The sequence below is a fragment of the Sphingomonas sp. 2378 genome (genome assembly GCF_038084995.1).
Classification (GTDB): Bacteria; Pseudomonadota; Alphaproteobacteria; order Sphingomonadales; family Sphingomonadaceae; genus Sphingomonas.
Window position 1 is genome coordinate 138,127 of sequence record NZ_JAXCMJ010000004.1, and the last position, 20,349, is coordinate 158,475.

A 20,349-nucleotide genomic window follows, 5' to 3' on the forward strand; every position below is an offset into this window, starting at 1 on the left:
TTCATCGGGCAAAGGGCTCTATCGCCGCGAAGCGGGATCGCGACAAGCCGGGATCAGATGCGCAGATCGCCGCCGATCAGTTGTTCCGACACCTGCTTCGCCGCATCGCAAAGTTCGGCCAGAACCTCATCCTCGCCGGCGATCGCGTCGATGATGCGGACGAACGGGACGGTCAACACCGCGCAGGCGCGCGACCCGCGCATGATCGGCGCGGCCAGTTCGACCATGCCGAGCAGTTCGACGCTTTCCGCCTGGGCGAAACCCTGTGCCCGCATCGCATCCGCCTCGACCCGCAATTCGCTCAGTGCCTGTTCGGACAATGGCGGATCGAACATCGCCTCCCACTCCCGACGGATCGCCTCCGGCTGGCACGCATAGAGCAGGATGCCCGACGGCGTTTCATGCATGGGGCGGCGATAGCCGACGCGCACCGAGAAACCGACCGTGGTGTCCGCCTCCATGCGCGCGATGACCGACGAAGCGGCACCCGATGCGATGGCGAGATAACAGGATTGGCCGATCCGATCCGACAGCAGCCGCATCTCGGGCAGCGCCTGCTCCATCAGGCTACGGACCGGCGGCCGCTTCAGACCCAGATGGAACAGGCGCGAGGTGATGACATAGCCATCGGGACCCTGCGTCACGTAACCGCGATGTTCGAGCACCTGGATCATCCGGAACAACTCGCCCGTCGAGCGTCCCAGCCGGTTGACGATGGCGCTCACCGTCAGGGGGCTTTCCTCGGCCGACAGCAGTTCGAGTATGTCCAGCCCCTTTTCCAACGCCGGCGCTCGGTAGAGGCGCTTGTCGTCAACGTTGGCAACCCTATCCATAATCAATCAGGAATCTCCATCGCGATCCCAGTACCGCCCGGTCGGAATCGCTCCATGCAACGTTCCGCAACGCCTACTCCGATTGCCCAATGGGCGGCAATATCAGAAACTTAAATCCAACCTAGTTTAACCGTCGAGCAGATGGACGACGTTCAGCCCGACGCGCGCCAGCCCCCGAGCCGATGACGGAAGCTCGGTCGCGACCTTGGCATCGTCCTTCAGTTCGACGCGCCAACGCCCGGCATATCGAGTGACCGACCGAATGTTGTCCGAACCGCCCACGACGCGCGCCAGCGCATCGGGCAGGGTTTCCGCCTTCGCGGCCACGGGGGCGGATACTGCCGGGTCGGCCGCAATCGGCGTAGCGGTTACGCGTGCCGCCGAGGCCGCGATCGGCCCCGCCTCCATCGCCGCTCGCATCTCCATCGCAACCGTATCGGCCACCGGACCCAGCACAACCTGCACCCCGTTCGCTGAGGGCCGCAATATGCCACGCGCGCCCAGTCGCTTCAATCCGGGCTCGTCGACCTGGGCCGGATCGGCCACGATCAGGCGCAGGCGCGTGGTGCATGCGGCAACCTCGGTCAGGTTGGCGCTGCCACCCATCGCGGCGACGAAGGACGCGCCCCGCCCGCCCTCGACCGCAGACGCGGGCTCGTTGGCCGTATCGCCTTCGGTCACCGCCTCGACGTCGCGGCCCGGCGTCTGGAGGTTCCAGCGGCGGATGGCGAAGCGGAACACGGCATAATAGATCAGCGCATAGGCCACTCCGACAGGAATCAGCAGCAACGGCTTGGTCGCCTGTCCGAAGTTCAGCACATAGTCGAACAGCCCGGCCGAAAAGCCATAGCCCAGCCGCACGCCCAGCGCGTTCATCAGCGCTTCCGACAGGCCGGTCAGCACGGCGTGAAAGGCGTAGAGGACGGGCGCCAGGAACATGAAGCTGAATTCGATCGGCTCGGTCACGCCGGTCAGGAACGACATCAACGCCAGGCTGAACAGCATCCCGCCGACCGCCTTTTTCCGCTCAGGCAGCGCCTCGTGATACATGGCGAGGCAGGCGGCGGGCAGGCCGAACATCATGACCGGGAAGAAACCGCTCATGAAGGCGCCCGCCGTCGGGTCGCCCGCGAAGAAGCGGTTCAGGTCGCCGGTCTTGCCGTGGAAGTCACCGACCACGAAATAGGCCACGGTGTTCAGAATGTGATGGAGACCGGTGACGATCAGCAACCGGTTGAGCACGCCGAAGGCGAAGAGCCCCAGGCCGCCGGCCTGCACCACGCCCTGGCTGAGGCCATCGATCCCGGCATTGACCGGCCCGAACGCCACGCCCAGCAGGCCCGCCAGCGCCAGGCCCGCAATCCCCGAGATGATCGGCACGAACCGCCGACCGCCAAAGAAGGCCAGATATTCCGGCATCTTGATCGTGGCGAAACGGTTATAGAAGCTGCCGCCGATCAACCCTCCGACGATCCCGACCGGCACATCGAATTTGTGAACCGCCTTGGTCCGCCATGCGGCATCGATCGTCGCGGCGATATCCTTGGCCAGCCCCGCGCCGGTGCCGGGCGGCGGTACGACCAGCGTCTCGGCGCCCTTGATGGTGACGAGGTAGCAGGTGATTCCCGCCAGCGCCGCCGCGCCATTGCCGTCGCGGGCAAAGGCGGTGGCGACGCCGACCGCGAACAACAGGCCGAGATTGTCGAAGATCGCATTGCCGGCATTGGCCATGAAGGCGATGTTCAGCAGGTCGGGCTGCCCCAGCCGGAGCAGCAACCCCGCCACCGGCAAGACCGCGATGGGCAGCATCAGCGCCCGACCGAGCGATTGAAGCGAGGCCATGGGCGAGCTCATGCGCCGATCTCCTGAAGCATCTTGGTGATATGCGCGCGCACCGCCGGGGCGGAAGGCAGCGCGAGCGCCTGCATCGCCGCCGCGCGGCAACGGGCGAGGTCGAGCTTGCCGACCAGCGCCTTGATCGCGGCGACGCGCGCCGGCGGCACCGACAATTCGGTCACGCCCAGCCCCAGCAGGATCGGCACCGCCAGCCGGTCGGCGGCGAGCGAGCCGCACACCCCCACCGGCGTGTCATGCCGCGCCGCGCCGTCGCAGGTCGCGCCGATCAGCCGCAGCACCGCCGGATGAAGGCCATCTACCCCGGCCGCCACCGCCGCGTTACCGCGATCCATGGCGAGCGTATATTGGGTCAGGTCATTGGTCCCGATCGAGAAGAAGTCCGCCTTGCGCGCAAGGATATCGGCGGAGATCGCGGCGGCGGGCGTTTCGATCATCACGCCGACCTCGGCCTTTCCGCCCTGTCGCTCGACGACCGCACGGACCGCCTCCAGTTCGGACAGGCTGGCGACCATCGGCGCCATGATCCGGCATGGCTGGCGGACCGACAGGATCGCCCCGACCTGATCCTCCAGCAATTGCGGATCGGCCAGCGACACACGAATGCCGCGCAGGCCCAACGCCGGGTTCTCCTCGACGGGCAGGTCCATGTAGGGCGCGGGCTTGTCTCCGCCGACGTCGAGCAGCCGGACGATCATCGGCCGGTCGCCCATAGCATCGGCGATCGCCTGATAATCCCTGGCCTGTTCCTCGCGGGTCGGCGCGGTGGCGCGGTCCAGGAACAGAAATTCGGTGCGCAACAGGCCACAACCCTCCGCCCCCTCCCGCACCGCCGCCTCGGCGTCGGCGACCGAGCCCAGATTGGCGAACATCTCGATCCGGGTGCCGTCGAGCGTGCGGCAAGGGCCTTGCGCAGCGCGGGCGGCCTCCATCTCGGCCTTGCGGCGGGCGATGGTATCGCGCACCTCGGCTTGCGCCTCGGCATCCGCGTCGGGATCGATCAGGCCGCGATCGGCGTCGAGGATGATGACGCGACCATCCTCCAACACCGCCAGCGGATCGCCGAACGCCACCGCCATCGGCAGTCCCATGCCCGCCGCCAAGATAGCCGCGTGCGAGGTCGGCCCGCCCTTGACGAGCGCGATGCCCGCCACATTCGCGGCGTCAAGCGCGGCGACCTGGCTGGGCAGCAGGTCCTCGGCGACGAGGATCGCCCCGGCGGGGACGCTGGGCCCCTCGATCGGCAATCCGGCAAGGGCGGCCAGGACATGACGTTCCAGATCGCGCAGATCGTCGGCCCGCTCGGCGATCCGCCGATCGCCGCTCGACAGAAGGACGGCGACCTGTTCGGCGATCGCCTCCTGCCACGCCACGCCCGCACTGAGGCCCCGGTCGATCGCCGCCGATGCCGCCTCGCTGAGCGTCGGGTCGGACAGCATCGCGCCATGCGCGGCCATCACCCCACCGCGCGCGCCACCGGCGGTGGCGGCCTGCTCCAGCCTCTCGCGGACGCGGGCCAGCGCATCGTTCAGCTTCGCGGTTTCTTCGTCCGCCGATCCGGCGACCGTCTCGACCGGGATGGCCGCACGGGTCAGCCGGTGGATCGGCCCTACCGCCAGCCCCGGTGCGGCGGGCACGCCGCCCAGCCCCGGCCCTTCGGCACGGGCGGGCTCCGGGGCCTCGACCGGCGTCTCCTCCACCGTGGCGTCGTTCAGGAACGTGATGACATCGGCCAGCGCGGCGGCGGCCTGCGCGCCGCTCGCCTCGATCCGAACCGTCGCGCCATGGCCCAGGCCCAGCCCCAGCAATCCGACCGCGCTTAAAGCCGAGGCATGGCGATCGCCGTGATAGAGCGTGACCTTCGCCTCATGCCGCCGCACCGCCTCGACCAGTCGCGCGGCGGGGCGGGCGTGGAGACCGTGCGACAGTGCGACGACCGTTTCCTGCACCAGCGTCTCGCCACCGGCGACGCTTTCAACGGCCTCACCCGCGAGCGGCACGACGCGCAACAGCGGATCGCCGACCGCGACCAGCCCCTTGGCGATCAACTCGACACCATAGAGGGTGGCGTCGGCGACGATGATCGGCGTCACCACGGCGGGCGCATTGCGCACCAGATGGTCGAGGTCGAAACGGATCAGCGGCTGCCCCGCCAGCACCTTCGCCCCCGCCTGCACCTGCGGGGTCAGCCCCTGGCCACCCAGCGATACGGTGTCGATGCCGATATGGCAGATCAACTCATAGCCATCGGTGCTACGCAGGGTGACCGCGTGCCCCGCCTCGTGCACGGTCAGGACGACCGCGTCGCAAGGGGCGCAAAGCATGTCGTTCACCGGGTCGATCGCGATCCCGTCGCCCAGCATCTTCTCGGCGAAAACCGCGTCCGGCACTCCCGCCAGCGGCGTCACCCAACCCGCCAGAGGGGCAAAAACGGTCAGGTCACTCATTGCAGTCACTTTCGCCAAATCGCTTCCTTTGTCGGTCGAGCAGGCCCCGCCGGTCAGCGGTCGCGCACCGACACCCGGCCCAGCAGGCCGCTCTCGATATTGCCCAGCCCCGCGACGATCAGGACGATCGTCCGCTTGCCCACGCCCGGCGCCAGCGGCGCGACGAGCGGGCCGGGCTGAGGATCGCGCTTCTCCGCGACCATCTTCCCATCGACCCACAGGCTGGCCATGCCGCCGACCGAGGCGAAGCGGATCTCCCCGCCCCGCGCCGCCACCGCATGACGCGGCGTCATCACAGTCCGATAGACGCGATATCCCGCCGCCTCCGCCGGGGTCGGAGTCCCCGCCTTGACGAAGGCCCAGCCATTATTGTCGTTCGAGGCGGGCGCGAAATCGGGCGAAGGCCTGGCGTCCTGTCGCTCCGACCGCCGCCAGTCACGCAGGTCCATGTCGCCCGCCGCCACCGGCACCTGTGCGCGCGGGGCCACACCCAGCCGGTCGAGCCGCAGGGTGGCGGGCTTCAATCCGTCAGCCGTCGCCCGGATCGTGATCCGCCCGCGCCCGGTATCGGGCCGCACGATCATCTGCGCCAGACCGTTGAACAGCGAGCGCTGGTTGCCCTTTTCGGGCTCGTGGCTGTTGGGATCGCCATTGCCCACGCCGATGATCGCCCCGCCCTCGATCGTGAAGCGGGTCATCAGATTGGCGGTCGGAACGTGACGCCCCTTGGCATCGACCGCGTCGATGGTGATGGCCTGCGCATCCTCGGTATCACCCGCCATCACGGTACGCGCCGGGGTCAGTCGCAGCGCGACCGGCGCGCCGGTGGTCTCATGCGCGGTGCGTGCCACCTCGCGCCCGCCGCGATAGGCGATCGCCTCGATCCGGCCCGGCGCGTAAGGCACGGTCCATTCATTCCCCATCAGCCGATTGACCGCCGCCTCGCCCATCGTCTTGCCGTTCAGGCGAAGGACGACACGCTCGGCATTGGACAGGACCATGACCTTGGTCGGCTTGCCCTCGCGCCCCGGCCAGGTCCAGTGCGGCGCGATCGCAACGACGGCCTCGTCATCGACCCAGGCGGCGCGGTGGATGTCGAATGCGGTCTTGGGGAAGCCACACAAATCCATGATGCCGAAGAAGCTGGCGATGGTCGGCCACTCATAGGGCGTCGGCTCACCATGATAGTCGAAGCCGGTCCACACGAAGCCGCCCACGACATAGGGCCGGTCGGCGATCTTCTTCCACGCGACACGGTGGGTCGCGCCCCAGCTCGCCGCCTCGTCGTCATAGCTGGAGGCGATGTGGCGCGCGGGATCGCTCTCGAACGCGCCGCGCGTCATGAAGGCACTGGTATCCTCCGAGCTGGTCATCGGCTTGGTCGGATTGAGCTGATGATAGCGGTCGTAATCGCCCTGGTAATAATTGAACCCGGTCACATCGACGACCTGCGCGACGTTGATCGGGTTGAAGAAGGCGCCGTTCATCGCCGCCGTCACCGGTCGGCTGTCGTCCAGCGCGCGGACCCAGTGCGCCATCCGCTTGACCATCTCGACGCCCGACGGCGTGCCCTGCATCGGTTCTTCGTTGAAGACCGACCACAGGATGACGCTGGGATGATTGCGGTCGCGGCGGACCAGCCATTCCAGTTGCGCGCGAAATTCGGGCGCGGGGTTGAATTGGCGGTTCTCGTCCATGACGACCAGACCCAGCCGGTCGCACCAGTCGAGAAGCTCGGGCGTCGGCGCATTGTGGCTGGAGCGGACCGCGTTGCAGCCCATCGCCTTCAACCGCTCCAACCGCCAGCCGATCAGCGCATCGGGGATCGCGGTGCCCACGCCCGCATGATCCTGATGCAGGCAGACGCCCTTCAGCTTGACCGGCTTTTCGTTGAGGAAAAAGCCCTTGTCCGCATCGAAGCGGATGGTGCGGAAGCCGATCGGCACGCGGCGCTCATCGGCCAACTGCCCGTCGCGGAGCAGCCGGACATGCAGGGTATAGAGCGTCGGCCGCTCGATCGACCAGAGCGTCGGGTCGCTGACCGGCAGGTCCAGCGTCGCCGTCCCTTCGTCCAGCGACGGCACGCTCGCCTGCGCCTGGCCAGTGGCGACCACGCGGCCCTGCGGATCCAGCAGCCGCGCCTCGACCGTGACCGGGGTTTCCGTAGGGGCAATGCTGGTCAGCGTCGTGGTGAGGGGGACATGCCAGCCGCCATCGGCGCGGCGGCGGGGATCGCCATGCACGCCGTCCGTGGCGATCGAGACGGCCGCATAATCGCCCAGCCAGACATGGCGGTAGAGCCCGGCGCCCTCATACCACCAGCCCTCCATGGCGTTGGCATCGACGCGGACAGCGACGACATTGGCCTCGTCCCCGAACCGCGCGAAGGGCGTCAGGTCGATGCGGATCGCGCTATAGCCGGAGAAATTGTGCGAGACGACGCTGCCATTGACCCAAACAGTGGAGTTGGTCGCGACGCCGCCGAACTCCAGCTCGATCCGGCGACCGCGAAGCGCGGGGTCCAGCCGGAAGGTGCGGCGATACCAGCCGATGCCGCGCGCGCGATAGCCCTGCGCGACATTGGCGGTCTTCTCGAAGGGCTGGAACGAAGCCCAGTCGTGCGGCAGATCGACCGACTGCCAGTCGCTGTCGTCAAAATCGACCGCCGCCGCGCCGCGCGCATTGCCCGCCTTGACCGAGGCATAGGTCGCGTCATGCGTCTCCAGCGGCGCGGGCTCGACATCGCCCTCATGGAACATCCAGCCGCGATCCATCAGCACGCGCGCCGCGTCCTGCACCGGCAGGGCGGCGGGAAGCGTATCGACCGGTTCGGGCATGGGAAGCGCACCGGCTCCGTCCGCCGGGCGGCGCCGTGCGGCGAAGACGGGCATGGGGGCGATCCCCCCGACCAGTCCCACGACGGCGCTGCCCAGCAGCAGTTCGCGGCGCGCGACGGTCATGCGGCAATCCTCTCTGGCTTGGCGATGCGGGTCTCGACCGGCTTCAGCGCTGCGTCGAGCACCACCCAATCGGCGCGCAGGCCGGGGGCGAGCGAACCACGCTCATGGCTGAGGCCCAGGAACGCCGCCGGATTGGTCGCAGCCATCGCGGCGGCCCGATCGACGGTGATGCGCAACTGCTCGACCGCGTTGGCGACCGCCGAGCCCATGTCGAGGTCCGAACCCGCCAGCGTGCCGTCGGCATAGGTGCACTTGCCGCCCGACACATCGATATGCCGTCCGTGCAGCACGAAGTCCTTCTGGACCGCGCCCACCGACGACATGGCATCGGTGACCAGCATCAGCTTGTCGAAGGGCCGCGCCTTCAACGCCAGCCGCAGCATCGGCGCGGAGACGTGGAAGCCGTCGATGATCAGGCCGCTATAGGGACGCGGATCGTCGAGCGTCGCGCCCGCCAGCCCCGGCACCCGCTGCTGCATCGCAGGCATGGCGTTGTAGAGATGCGTGATGCCCGACAGGCCGACATCGAACGCCGCCATCGCCTGCTCATAGCTCGCCTCGCTATGCCCCGCGCTGACCAGCACGCCCGCCGCGACCAGCCGCTCGATCGTCGCGACCGGCACGCGCTCGGGCGCGATGGTCAGCATGACCTTGCCGCGACGCGGACGGGTCAGGACGGCGACCATATCGTCGTCCAGATCGCGGAAGCGCGTCGGGTCGTGGATACCTTTCCGCGCCGGGTTGAGCACGGGCCCCTCGACATGGATGCCGACGATGCCGGGCACTCCGGCCGCGATCGCTTCATCGATGGCGTCGAGGGCGCGGGCGATCTTGTCGGGCGTTTCGCTGACCAGGGTCGGCAGCATCGCGGTCGTGCCATAGGCGGCATGGGCCGCCGCCATGGTCGCGATGCCGTCCACGTCGAGGCGATCGTTGAACAGCACACCGCCGCCGCCATTGACCTGCGTGTCGATATAGCCGGGCACGACCCAGCCGCCGTTCAGGTCGATCGTGTCGCCCCCATTCTGACCAACGCCCTCCACCGCGCCGATCGACGCGATCCGGTCGCCCTGCACGACGATCTCCGCGCCCGGCAGGACACCGTCCGCCGTCGCGACATGACCATTGATGAAGCGGAAGCGGGTCATAGCGTACGGGTCACTTTCTGTAGGTGCGGCGGCGAGTCGGGGTCCATGCCACGGGCGAGCGCCAGCGCCTCGACCATGCGGTAGAAGCTGGCGAGCATCGCGATCGGCTCCAGCGCGGGGTGGCCTTCGACCATGGGCAGCGCACCGCCCTGCCCCGCGACGAACGGCTTGGCGCCACGCTCCGCGAACTGGTCGGCGACCGCCTTCACATCCTCGCCCGCCACATCCGAGGTGGCGAAGCCGAGCACCGAATAGCCGGGCTCTACGATGCGCATCGGGCCGTGCCGGACTTCGGCGGCACTGAACGGCTCGGCCTGGATCGAGCAGGTTTCCTTGAGCTTCAGCGCGGCTTCCTGCGCCACGCCGTAACCGTAACCGCGACCCAGCACGAACATCTGGCTGACCTCGCGCAATCCCTCGACCGCCGGGGACCAGTCGAGGCCCAGCGCCTCTTCGACCTGACCCGGCAGTTCGGCGAGCGCGGCCTCCAGCGTTTCGTCCCCCGCCCAGGCGGCGGCGAGTTGCGCCAGACCCGCCAGCGCGGTCAGGCAGGATTTGGTGGCGGCCACGGCCTTTTCGGGACCGGCCGACAGCGGCAGGAAGGTGTCCGCGCCGGTTGCCAGCGGCGACTCCTCATCGTTCACGAGCGCCACGATATGCGCACCGCCCGCCCGATACGCCTCGACCGTCGCCAGCAGGTCCGGGCTGCGCCCCGACTGCGAGATGGCGATGACCAGCGCACCCTGCACCTTCATCGGCGTCTCGAAGATCGACGCGACCGAGGGAGCCGCCGACGACACCGGCACCCCGGTCTTGGTTTCCAGAATATATTTGCCATAGGTCGCGGCATGGTCCGACGACCCACGCGCGATGGTGATGATCACCGGCGGCGGGGCGGCACGCAGCCGCTCGGCCAGCGCCCTGACGGTCGGCGCGTTGCGCGCGAGCAGCCGGGCGATCGCCTCCGGCGCCTCCCCCGCTTCCGCTCCCATCAGGGTGCCGGTTCCCGCTTTACCGGCGGTCATCAGTTCAGACATCTGTCAACTCCGCGACGAAATCATAGGCATCACCGCGATAGAAGGACTGGGTATATTCCACCGCCCGTCCATCGCGCAGAAATCCGCGCCGCTCGATCAACAGGCCCGCATGGCCCGGATCGACATTCAGCATCTTGGCATGGTCCGCGCCGAACGGCACCGCGCGCAGGCGTTGCAGCGCGCGCACCGGTCGATGCCCCGCCCGATCCAGCGCCGCGTATAGCGAGCGGTCGACCGCCTCGATCGAGGGGAGCGCGAAACCGGCGATGGTCGAAACCTCGACCGCCATCGGCACCTCATCGGCGAAGCGCACGCGCTGGAACCGATAGACCGGCGCGCCCGGCGACAGGCCCAGCGACAGCGCTTCCTCCGGCGTGACCGTACCCGGCGCGCGGCTGACCCACTGGCTGCTCGGCGTGCGCCCGCGCGCGATCATGTCCTCGGAGAAGGAGGACAGCTTGGAGAAGCTCTTCTCGACACGCCCGGCGACGAAGGTGCCCGCGCCGCGACGCCGCGTCAGCAGCCCTTCCTCGACCAGACCGCCGATCGCCTTCCTCACCGTGATCCGCGACACGTCATATTCGATCGCCAGATCGCGCTCGGCCGGGATGGCATCGTCCTCCGCCAGCACATTGCCGTTGATCGCGTCGCGCAACAGCTGCTGAAGCTGAAGGTATAACGGCGCGGGGTTCCCCTTTCGGAAGGAGCCGACCTGCGCCGAAAATGTCATGGCCGCGCCATCCCCCTTTGCCCGGGCGTCACTCATGCCACGCCCCGCTTCGCCACTTGATCTATCGCAGCCCTACCGGTCGGGCAATAGGTATTATATTTGGCATACATTGGATTTCATCTCCCCTTGATAGCCTGTCTTAGCGCCGCGATCCGCGCGGGGTCGGTTCGTCGTCGGGGGCCCGATGCGAAGCCCATCGCCTCGATCCGCGAATCCCCCCAGGGCTCGCGCACGCTGGCGGAGGCATGGACCGCATCGACCCCGGTCCGGGCGACCAATTGCGCCGCATTGTCCGCCGAAACGCCCGACCCCGCGATGATCGCCATGCGCCCGCTGGCCGCCGCAACCATGTCCGCGATGACCGCCGCGCCCTGTTCCGCCGTCGCCGCACCGCCCGAGGTCAGCACATGGTCATAGCCCAGCCGTGCCACCGCCTCGACCGCCGCGACGGGGTCCGCGACCAGATCGATGGCGCGGTGGAGCACGATCGCGACGCCCTTGGCCGCATCCCGCCAGCGCGCCAATATGTCGAGGTCCAGTTGCCGGTCGTCCGCCATCGCGCCGACCACGACGCCCGCAACGCCTTGCGTCACCATGCGCTCGATTTCCGCCGTCGCCAGAGCGACATCGCGGTCGTCATAACGGAAATCGCCATCGCGCGGGCGTACCATGGCATGGACCGGCACACCGGATTCGACCGCGCAGGCGACCAGGGCAGCCGACGGAGTGAGCCCACCCAGCGCCAGCGCCCCGCACAGCTCGATCCGGTCGCCGCCGGCCGCCGCGACGGCAGCCACGCCATCGGCATCGTCGACGCAAATCTCCAACAGCGTCGACCCAATTCGGGACGGTGGTATCGCCATGGCCTGCATCCCCCAAAGTCTCTTCTCGACGGCCGCTCCGCTCCTGACACGGCGAACGCCGGGATTGCGTCATTTAAGCAGCACGGGGCGCGATGCGCCAGCATAATGGTCCCATGAACCAAACGTCACATTTTTCCCGTTTACGGACCAATGTCATTTTGGTTACAAGTTGGTGTCTCGAGCATACTGTATAAAAAAGATGCCGACGGGAGGAAGCCATCGACCTCCCGACCCGAGGATCGACAAGGCTTCGCGAGATGGCGCGACAGCAATTGGGGGGATTTCAGCGTGTTGAGCTTTCGTAGCATCATCCTGACCGCGACCGCACTCGCGGGTATCCAGGGCACCGCCTTCGCACAGACCAGCGGACAGACCGCCGACGCGCCGACGCAGACCGCGCCGGGCAGCGATCAGTCCGATAGCAGCGGCGACGTCGTCGTCACCGGCATCCGCAGCAGCCTTCGCAACGCCATCAACGTCAAGCGCGAGGCGAACGCCGTCGTCGACGTGATCACCGCCGAGGACGTGGGCAAGTTCCCCGACCGCAACGTCGCGGAATCGCTGTCGCACATCCCGGGCGTCAGCATCGACCGCCGCTTCGGCGAGGGCGAGAAGGTCGCGATCCTGGGCACCGATCCGGCGCTCAACCGCATGCTGCTCGACGGCCACGCGCTGGCCTCGGCCGACTGGGGCGGCAATGACAACGACCCGTCCAGCCGTACCTTCAACTATTCGCTGCTCGCCCCCGAACTGGTCGACCGCCTCGAAGTCTACAAGTCGCCGGAACCGCGCATCGAGGAAGGCAGCCTGGGCGGCACGGTCATCGTGCGCACCCGTCGTCCGCTCGACCTCGCGCCCAATTCGGTCTTCGCCTCGGGCGGCTATTCGTACAATGACCGTTCCGAAAAGGGCAATGTCCGCGCCTCGGGCCTGTATAGCTGGCACAATCAGGCCGACAATTTCGGCTTCCTGGTCGCCGCCACCTATGACCGCCAGAGCCTGACCCGCGCGGGTGTCGAGTTCTTCGGCTATGAGCGCGGCGACGAGCGTTTCTTCCAGACGCAGAAGAACGCCAAGGACGAGACGCTGCGCGGCGCCGACGGCCGCCCCCTGCTGATCTACGATGCGGGCGGCCAGCCGCTGCTGAAGAATACCAACGCCACGGTCACCGGCGGCACGCGCCAGGATCTGGCCAACGCCTATCTGCCTTTCGGCATCAACTATGCCTATTTCCAGCAGACCCGCGAGCGCGCCAGCGTGTCGGGCACGATCCAGTATCGCCCGGCAGACAATCTGACGTTGACCCTGAACGGGCTGCACATCGACGGCAATTACAACAATTACAGCCAGTCGATGTACACCATCCCCGGCGCCTGGACCGGCGACGTGTTGCAGACTGCCAATGTCAGCAACGGCACGGTCAACTCGGCCAGCTTCGGCGCGGCCAACAGCCAGTCGTCGCAGCTCGACACGTTGGTCCGCAAGACCAAGCTGAAGACCGACAACCTCAACTTCTTCGCCGATTGGGAAGGCGATGACGGCGCGAAGGTCAGCTTCGCGGGCGGCTGGTCGCGCGCGGTCGGTGGCCGCAACCCCGAATATCTGTTCAACGTGCAGACCAGGCTGCCGTTCAGCTATGCGTTCGGGCCGAAGTCGGCGACGGTGAACTATGTCGGCGATCCGACCAACCCCGCCAATTATTTTACCAATCCGAACAACAATGCCGCCACGATCGAGGGCCGTCCGGTCATCGTCAACGGCCAGCCGCTGAACGCCGCGCAGATCGGCGGGCTGGATTACAGCGTCACCACCGACCGTGACATTTACGGCGGCTATGACGCGACCATCCCGGTCGAATTCGGCCCCTTCACCCAGATCCTGCTGGGCAGCCGCGTGACCGACCACGTCAACCGGCTCGATGCGCGCGGCATCAACACCTATATGACGACTTCGATGACCGCCGACAAACTGGGCGTGCCCACGCTGGTCACGCCGGGCGGCGTGTTCGACGGAACCGGCGGCTCGGGCAATGCGACCCAGTATCTGAACCTGCCCGACCAGGCGGTGATCGACATCCTGTCCAAGGCGATCAACAGCCCGCTGGTCAACAAGATCGGCGCCTCCACCCGCGTGCGCGAAACGGTCATGGCGTCCTATGTCCAGGCGAATTTCGACCAGGGCGGCCTGCGCGGCAATATCGGTGGCCGTCTGGTCTATACCCGCGACCAGTCCCGCTACGCAGTGACGCAGAGCAACCTCACCAACCCGGTGCCGGTGCCCACCACGACCACCACCGATTATCTGAAGTTCCTGCCCAGCGTGAACCTCGCCTATTCGATCAGCCCGCAGGTGATCGTGCGCGGTGCGGTCGCCCGGGTGATCTCGCGGCCGCGCTATGAGGATCTGGCGGCATCTCTGTCGCTCAACAACGTCACCCTCGATGGCGGCGGCGGCAATCCGAACCTGAAGCCGTATGAGTCGACCAATTACGAACTGACGGCGGAATGGTATCCGCGCGCCGGCTCGCTGGTGGCGGTCGAGCTGTTCCGTCGCGACATCTCGAACTACATCATCAACACCCGCACCAATGCGGTGTATTTCAACACGCTGGCGGGTGCGCTGACCACCTATAACATCAACCAGCCGATCAATGGCGGCAAGGCGAAGGTCAATGGCGCGCTGATTTCGGGTCAGACCGAAATCTGGGGCGGCTTCGGCATTCAGGCGAACTATTCGTACCAAGACAGCTCGACCTCGTCGGTCGACACGACGGGTGCGGCGCTCAACCTGCCCTATCTGTCGCGGCACACCGTCAACGTGATCCCGTACTTCGAAAGCGGGATCTTCCAGGCACGCCTGAGCTACAATTATCGTTCGAGCTATTTCCGCACGATCGGTCGCTTGGGCTCGCGCGAGATGGTGGCGCCGTACAGCCAGCTCGACTTCTCGGCGGGTGTGAACCTGTCCAAGGAGATCACGCTGACCTTCAACGCCCAGAACCTGCTGGACGAGACCTATTACCAGTATAACGCGACGCCGGACCGTCCGACCGCCTTCTATAAGAACGGCCGGACCTATTCCGCAGCCGTGGCGGTGCGGTTCTAACTTTCCTCTCTTCTTAAGCCCCTCCCGCAGGCGGGAGGGGTTTGGGGAGGGAAAGGCCGCGGGCGATAGCCTCGGTGAGAATCCCTGCCCTCCCCCATCCCCTCCCGCTTGCGGGAGGGGCGTGAGACACACGAAGTTCGGTTCGTCGAGACAGCCCGTCGGTCCCATGGATCGGCGGGCTTTTTCTTTGCCCATGACTTGAACCGGTCACGAAACTGCTTTGCCTCTGTCACCGATCTGCGATGCGGGTGTAACAGATGACGGGCATGACAGCATCGACGCCCAAGCGTGGGGGAACGCCGATGCCGATGACCAGCATTCCGATCGATGGCGCATTGCACGAAGACGCCGCCATTCTCGACTTCATCCCCCGCGCGCCGGTCACGCCGGAGCCGGAAGGCAATGAACGCCGCCGTTATCGCACCATCTGGATCTCGGACGTCCATCTCGGCACGCGCGGCTGCAATGCAGAGATGCTGATCGACTTTCTGGATCATGTCGACAGCGAAACCATGTATCTGGTCGGCGATATGATCGATGGCTGGCGGCTGAAGAAGAAATTCTACTGGCCCGCCGCGCACAACGACGTGGTCTGGCGTCTGCTCAAGCGTGCCAAGCGGGGCACCCGCGTCGTCTATATCCCCGGCAATCACGACGAGATCTTCCGCCAGTTCACCGGCATGGACTTCGGCGGCATCGCCATCTGTCGCAAGGCGATCCACGAGACGGCGGACGGCCGCCGCCTGCTGATCCTGCATGGCGACGAGTTCGACGCGATCACCCTGGCGCATCGCTGGCTCGCCCATGTCGGCGACTTCGCCTATACCGCTCTGATGGAGGTGAACCGCTGGGTCAACATCGTCCGGCGGTGGATGAAGCGCCCCTATTGGTCGCTGTCCAAGCACGCCAAGGCCAAGGTCAAGAACGCCGTCGCCTTCATCTCGCATTTCGAGGAAGTCGTCGCTCATGCGGCGGGCGCGCGCGGTGTCGACGGGGTGGTGTGCGGCCATATCCACACCGCAGAAATCCGTGAGATCGGCGGCGTCACTTATTATAATGACGGCGACTGGGTGGAGGGTTGCACCGCGCTGGTCGAGCATTTCGACGGCACGATGGAAATCCTGCACTGGGGCGATGAGATGGAGGCGCGGCGCAATCTGCCGACGGTCGCCGCCATCGCCGCCTGAACGAGAGGGACGGACGGGTCATGCGCATCGCGATCGTTACCGACGCCTGGTCGCCGCAGGTGAACGGCGTGGTCCGCACGCTGCAATCGGTCGCGGCGGAGTTGCGCGCGATGGGGCATGACCTGTCGATCGTCTCGCCCGATCTTTACCCCTCGGTCCCCTGCCCCACCTATCCCGAAATCCGCTTGGCTTTGCCCAGGCCGGGCGAAGTCGGGCGGACGCTGGCGGCGTTCCGGCCCGAAGCGGTCCATATCGCGACCGAGGGGCCGCTGGGACTGTCGGCGCGCCGCTGGTGCCTGAGCCGGGGGCTGCCCTTCACGACCGCCTATCACACCCAGTTTCCCGAATATGTCGCGGCGCGCATACGGGCGGTCAGCCCGGAGTTCGTCTGGCGCTATGTCCGCTGGTTCCATGCGCCCTCCGCCGCGATCCTCGCCTCGACGCCCAGCGTGGCGCGGGCGCTGGCGGCGCATGGCCTGCCGCAAAGCCGCCATTGGGGGCGCGGGGTGGATACCACGCTGTTCCGCGCCGATGGCCCAAGCGACGGCGTCGTCCGCGCCCTGCCCGGCCCGGTCCAGCTTTATGCGGGCCGCGTCGCGGTGGAGAAGAACATCGCCGCCTTCCTCGCGACCGATGGACCGGGATCGAAGGTCGTGGTCGGCGACGGCCCGGCCCGCGCGGCCTTGGCGGCGGAATATCCGCAGGTTCACTTCCTGGGCGCCAAGTTCGGTCAGGATCTGGCCGCCATCTACCGCGCGGCGGATGTGTTCGTCTTCCCAAGCCGGACCGACACCTTCGGACTGGTGATGATCGAGGCGCTCGCTTGCGGCACGCCGGTCGCCGCGCTGCCGGTGCAGGGGCCGCTGGATGTGCTGAACCCCCAGGTCGGGGTGATGGACGAGGCACTGGAGCGGGCCATCACGAAAGCCCTGACGCTCGATCGCGATCGCTGTGCGGCCTATGGGCAGGGCTTCACTTGGCGGGCGAGCGCCGAACAATTCCTGGCGGCCCTCGCCCCGATCGACCGAAGCCTACGCATGGCGGCGTAGGTCGCTCTTCCTCCCCTGCGAGGGGAGGAAGAGGCCCAAACCACCACCCCCTCCCCCGAAAACCCGTTTAACGGGTTGAACCACCCTTGCCGCCCATGTCATTCATGGGCTTCGCGCGATTCGGTGCGGGTTTGGCCCGCCTGTCGCTGATTTTTCGGTCGTGCCGCTCGTCGCCATGGCCGCTCCAACCGCTGCACCCGAAAGGTCCCCGATTGGACGTCATTACGCTCAGCCTGTTTCTCCTGCTCGCCGTGGTGTTGAGCGGTGTCATCTCCCGCCTGTTGCCCTCGGCGCTGCCACGCCCGCTGGTGCAGATCGCGCTGGGCGCGGTGATCGGGGGCATCGCGCAAATCCGGGTGGAGCTTGATCCGGAAATCTTCTTCCTCTTGTTCGTGCCGCCGCTCCTCTTCCTCGACGGCTGGCGCATTCCGAAGGACGAATTGTTTCGCGACGCGGGCGCGGTGCTGGGGCTGGCGCTGGGGCTGGTGTTCCTGACGGTGCTGGGCATGGGGCTGTTCATCCACTGGATGATCCCGGCCATGCCCTATGCGGTCGCCTTCGCGCTCGCCGCCGTGGTGTCGCCGACCGATCCGATCGCGGTGTCCGCCATCGCGCAAAAGGCGCCGATTCCCAAAAGGATGATGCACATTCTGGAGGGCGAATCGCTGCTCAACGATGCGTCGGGTCTCGTCTGCCTGCGCTTCGCGGTGGCGGCGGCGCTGACGGGGGCGTTTTCGCTGACCGGAGCGGGTCTTACCTTCCTGTGGATGGCGGTGTCGGGCGTCGGCCTGGGCGTCGCGATCGCCTGGGGCACGATCACCGCCAAGGGGCTGTTCGCCCGCCGCTTCGGCGATGACAGCGGATCGAATATTCTCGTCAGCCTGCTGATCCCCTTCGCCGCCTATCTGGTCGCCGAGCATATCGAAAGTTCGGGCGTGCTGGCGGCGGCGGCGGCGGGTATCGCCATGTCCTTCACCAACGTCTCGTCCGGGGCCAAGGCCGCGACCCGCATCCGGCGGCAGGCGGTGTGGGACATGCTGCAATTCACGCTGAACGGCATCATCTTCGTGCTGCTCGGCGAGCAATTGCCGCAGGTCTTCGCCGGCGCGCGCGACACGGTGATGCTGACCGGGCATGACAGCGTCTGGTGGCTGGGCCTGTACGTGCTCGCCATCGTCGCGGGGCTGGCGGCATTGCGCTTCGCCTGGACCTGGGTCGCGCTGCGCCTGACCCTGTTCCGCCAGCGCCACATTCCCGTCCGCGCCAGCCCGCCGCGCCGGGTCATCACCGCCATGTCGGTGGCGGGTGCGCGCGGGGCGATCACGCTGGCGGGTGCGCTGACCCTGCCGCTGACGCTGACCGACGGCACGCCCTTTCCGGCGCGCGATCTGGTGATCTTCCTCGCCTGTGGTGTCATCCTGTCATCGCTGGTCATCGCCAGCCTGACCCTGCCGCTGTTGCTGCGCGGGCTCGCCTTGCCGAGCGAAGACGGAGCCAGCGAACTCGACCGCACCCGCGTCGCCGCCGCCAAGGCCGCCATCGCCGAACTGGAGCGGCTCCAGCACGAAATGGCGGAGGGGCGCGACGATGCCGACCAATATGTCGAGATCGCCTCGCGCCTGATGGACGGCTATCGCAGCCGGATCGACACGCTGGAAGGCGACTTCGATCCCGATGCCAAGCGTTTCGAAGAGGTCGAGCGCAAGATGCGCCTCGCCGCGATCCGTGCCGAGCGGCGGGTGGTGTTCGAGATGCTCAACGCACGGATGATCGGCTCCGGCACGGCACAGAAACTGGGGCGTGAACTCGACCTGATCGACACGCGCCTCTCCGCGCAAAGCTGACGCGGCCGTCATCTTTGCGCTTGCGCGGTCGCGAAAATTATCGTGTCTCGCCAACGGGGTTCGCGTCGAGGGGTGTGGGATGCACGGGAATGTCGGGGAAAACTGCCTGAACTGCGGCGCGACGCTGGTCGGGCATTATTGCCATGATTGCGGCCAGTCCTCGCATATCCACCGGACTCTGGGCGCATGGTGGCATGATTTCAGCCACGGCGTGCTGCATATCGAGGGGCAGGTGTGGCGGACGATAGCGATGCTCGTCACCAGGCCCGGCGAGTTGACCCGCCGCTATATCGCGGGTGAGCGGCGACGCTTTCTGTCGCCATTGGCGCTCTATCTGTTCAGCGTCTTCCTATTGTACGTCGCCTATTCGATATTCGGGGGATTCGGGTCGATCAACGCCTCGGACGCGCGGGAAGCGGCGACCGAAATCCATGCCGAGGCGGTCAAGACGCAGGGCCAGATCGCCGCGCTCGACCGCCAGCGATCGAGCATCCTCGCCGACAAGGGCGATGTAGCGGCGGTCGACCAGGAGCGTGCGCGGCTGGCGGAGCGCTATCGCCAGCTCGAACTGACCAGCACCGCATTGGGCGGTGGCGCGACGAAGGCGAGTGCGTCGGGCGACGGCGAGCATGAAGAGCGGGTCATAACGGGCTGGAAATCGCTCGACGAAAAGCTGGCCCATGCCATTCGCGACCCGGAATTCCTCCTCTTCAAGATGGAGGCCAATGGCTATAAATTCTCCTGGGCGCTGATCCTGTTGTCGATGCCCTTCATGGGGCTGGTCTTCATCTGGAAGCGCGGCGTGGCGATGTTCGACCATGCGGTCTTCGTCACCTATTCGCTCAGCTTCGTCAGCCTGTTGCTCGCGATGATGATCCTGTGGGCGAAGCTGGCGCATCTGCCGGGCGAGGCCTTTCTGCTGCTCGCCTTCCCGGTCCATCTCTTCTTCCAGACGCGCGGGGCCTATGGGCTGGGCTGGCTGTCCGGCCTGGTCATGACCATCATATTGTGCGTGATGGCGGAGCTTGTCCTGCTGCTCTGGGTGATTGGATTGCTGGCGCTCGGTATCGCGCACTGAACCCGCCTGCCGCCCGTCAGTAACCCGCCAATCGGTTGCATCGCCGGTGCGATGCTCGCGAACTCATAAAAGGGTGGACGCCCTTGGTCCGCCTTGCCATGATACCAAAACATATCATGAGAATACCGGCGCATGATAAGCCGGTAAGCAAGGGGGATGCGGGTGCCGAAGACGAGCCTGACATTGCAGGGAATTTCACCCATCGGCTTGCCGC

The 20,349-nt window shown here is 66.8% G+C and carries 13 protein-coding genes; 5 read left to right on the plus strand and 8 right to left on the minus strand.

What is annotated here, in order from left to right; genetic code table 11:
* Positions 1 to 53 precede the first annotated feature (53 nt).
* The 8 genes from SM191_RS03810 to SM191_RS03845 all read right to left on the minus strand — a co-directional run bounded on the left by SM191_RS03810 (position 54) and on the right by SM191_RS03845 (position 11,872).
* Positions 54 to 833 carry an IclR family transcriptional regulator gene (locus SM191_RS03810; protein WP_341505038.1) on the minus strand — a complete coding sequence of 260 codons (780 nt, stop codon included), beginning with the start codon at positions 831 to 833 and terminating at the stop codon, positions 54 to 56.
* Positions 834 to 959: 126 nt separating this feature from the next.
* Positions 960 to 2,687, minus strand: coding sequence for an N-acetylglucosamine-specific PTS transporter subunit IIBC (gene nagE / locus SM191_RS03815; RefSeq protein WP_341505039.1), 1,728 nt, complete (start codon positions 2,685 to 2,687; stop codon positions 960 to 962).
* Complete coding sequence (gene ptsP, locus SM191_RS03820) at positions 2,684 to 5,134, minus strand: phosphoenolpyruvate--protein phosphotransferase (protein ID WP_341505040.1); 2,451 nt, start codon at positions 5,132 to 5,134, stop codon at positions 2,684 to 2,686. The genes nagE and ptsP overlap by 4 nt, the downstream gene beginning before the upstream one ends.
* 53 nt (positions 5,135 to 5,187) lie before the next feature.
* Positions 5,188 to 8,094, minus strand: coding sequence for a beta-galactosidase GalA (gene galA, locus SM191_RS03825; RefSeq protein WP_341505041.1), 2,907 nt, complete (start codon positions 8,092 to 8,094; stop codon positions 5,188 to 5,190).
* Positions 8,091 to 9,242, minus strand: coding sequence for an N-acetylglucosamine-6-phosphate deacetylase (gene nagA, locus SM191_RS03830; protein ID WP_341505042.1), 1,152 nt, complete (start codon positions 9,240 to 9,242; stop codon positions 8,091 to 8,093). The genes galA and nagA overlap by 4 nt, the downstream gene beginning before the upstream one ends.
* The gene (locus SM191_RS03835; protein WP_307003143.1) at positions 9,239 to 10,267 is read right to left on the minus strand and encodes an SIS domain-containing protein; all 1,029 of its coding nucleotides are present in this window, start codon (positions 10,265 to 10,267) and stop codon (positions 9,239 to 9,241) included. Before SM191_RS03835 ends, nagA begins: the two co-directional genes overlap by 4 nt.
* Positions 10,268 to 10,271: 4 nt before the next feature.
* On the minus strand, positions 10,272 to 11,009 hold the full coding sequence (locus SM191_RS03840) for a GntR family transcriptional regulator (protein ID WP_267433681.1): 738 nt from the start codon (positions 11,007 to 11,009) through the stop codon (positions 10,272 to 10,274).
* Between the two features lie 116 nt (positions 11,010 to 11,125).
* Positions 11,126 to 11,872 (minus strand): copper homeostasis protein CutC, encoded by a 747-nt coding sequence (locus SM191_RS03845; protein ID WP_341505043.1) that lies wholly within the window; start codon positions 11,870 to 11,872, stop codon positions 11,126 to 11,128.
* 291 nt (positions 11,873 to 12,163) lie between these two features.
* Here SM191_RS03845 and SM191_RS03850 point away from each other — a divergent pair, with 291 nt between their 5' ends.
* From SM191_RS03850 to SM191_RS03870, 5 genes are all read left to right on the plus strand, one after another.
* Positions 12,164 to 14,977: a TonB-dependent receptor gene (locus SM191_RS03850; RefSeq protein WP_341505044.1), complete on the plus strand. Its 2,814-nt coding sequence runs from the start codon at positions 12,164 to 12,166 to the stop codon at positions 14,975 to 14,977.
* 302 nt (positions 14,978 to 15,279) lie between these two features.
* A complete protein-coding gene (locus tag SM191_RS03855) occupies positions 15,280 to 16,164 on the plus strand; it encodes a UDP-2,3-diacylglucosamine diphosphatase (protein WP_341505074.1) in 885 nt (294 codons plus the stop codon).
* Between the two features lie 20 nt (positions 16,165 to 16,184).
* The gene (locus tag SM191_RS03860) at positions 16,185 to 17,213 is read left to right on the plus strand and encodes a glycosyltransferase family 4 protein (RefSeq protein WP_341505045.1); all 1,029 of its coding nucleotides are present in this window, start codon (positions 16,185 to 16,187) and stop codon (positions 17,211 to 17,213) included.
* A gap of 212 nt (positions 17,214 to 17,425) precedes the next feature.
* Complete coding sequence (locus SM191_RS03865) at positions 17,426 to 19,057, plus strand: Na+/H+ antiporter (protein ID WP_341505046.1); 1,632 nt, start codon at positions 17,426 to 17,428, stop codon at positions 19,055 to 19,057.
* 79 nt (positions 19,058 to 19,136) lie between these two features.
* Entirely contained in the window at positions 19,137 to 20,135 is a 999-nt protein-coding gene (locus SM191_RS03870) for a DUF3667 domain-containing protein (protein ID WP_341505047.1), read from the plus strand.
* Positions 20,136 to 20,349 lie beyond the last annotated feature (214 nt).

Excerpts from the sequence above, each read along its gene's own strand:
- SM191_RS03810 (WP_341505038.1), bottom strand. The coding sequence starts at position 833 with ATGGATAGGGTTGCCAACGTTGACGACAAGCGCCTCTACCGAGCGCCG.
- nagE (WP_341505039.1), bottom strand. The coding sequence starts at position 2,687 with ATGAGCTCGCCCATGGCCTCGCTTCAATCGCTCGGTCGGGCGCTGATG.
- ptsP (WP_341505040.1), bottom strand. The coding sequence starts at position 5,134 with ATGAGTGACCTGACCGTTTTTGCCCCTCTGGCGGGTTGGGTGACGCCG.
- galA (WP_341505041.1), bottom strand. The coding sequence starts at position 8,094 with ATGACCGTCGCGCGCCGCGAACTGCTGCTGGGCAGCGCCGTCGTGGGA.
- nagA (WP_341505042.1), bottom strand. The coding sequence starts at position 9,242 with ATGACCCGCTTCCGCTTCATCAATGGTCATGTCGCGACGGCGGACGGT.
- SM191_RS03835 (WP_307003143.1), bottom strand. The coding sequence starts at position 10,267 with ATGACCGCCGGTAAAGCGGGAACCGGCACCCTGATGGGAGCGGAAGCG.
- SM191_RS03840 (WP_267433681.1), bottom strand. The coding sequence starts at position 11,009 with ATGACATTTTCGGCGCAGGTCGGCTCCTTCCGAAAGGGGAACCCCGCG.
- SM191_RS03845 (WP_341505043.1), bottom strand. The coding sequence starts at position 11,872 with ATGGCGATACCACCGTCCCGAATTGGGTCGACGCTGTTGGAGATTTGC.
- SM191_RS03855 (WP_341505074.1), top strand. The coding sequence starts at position 15,280 with ATGCCGATGACCAGCATTCCGATCGATGGCGCATTGCACGAAGACGCC.
- SM191_RS03860 (WP_341505045.1), top strand. The coding sequence starts at position 16,185 with ATGCGCATCGCGATCGTTACCGACGCCTGGTCGCCGCAGGTGAACGGC.
- SM191_RS03870 (WP_341505047.1), top strand. The coding sequence starts at position 19,137 with ATGCACGGGAATGTCGGGGAAAACTGCCTGAACTGCGGCGCGACGCTG.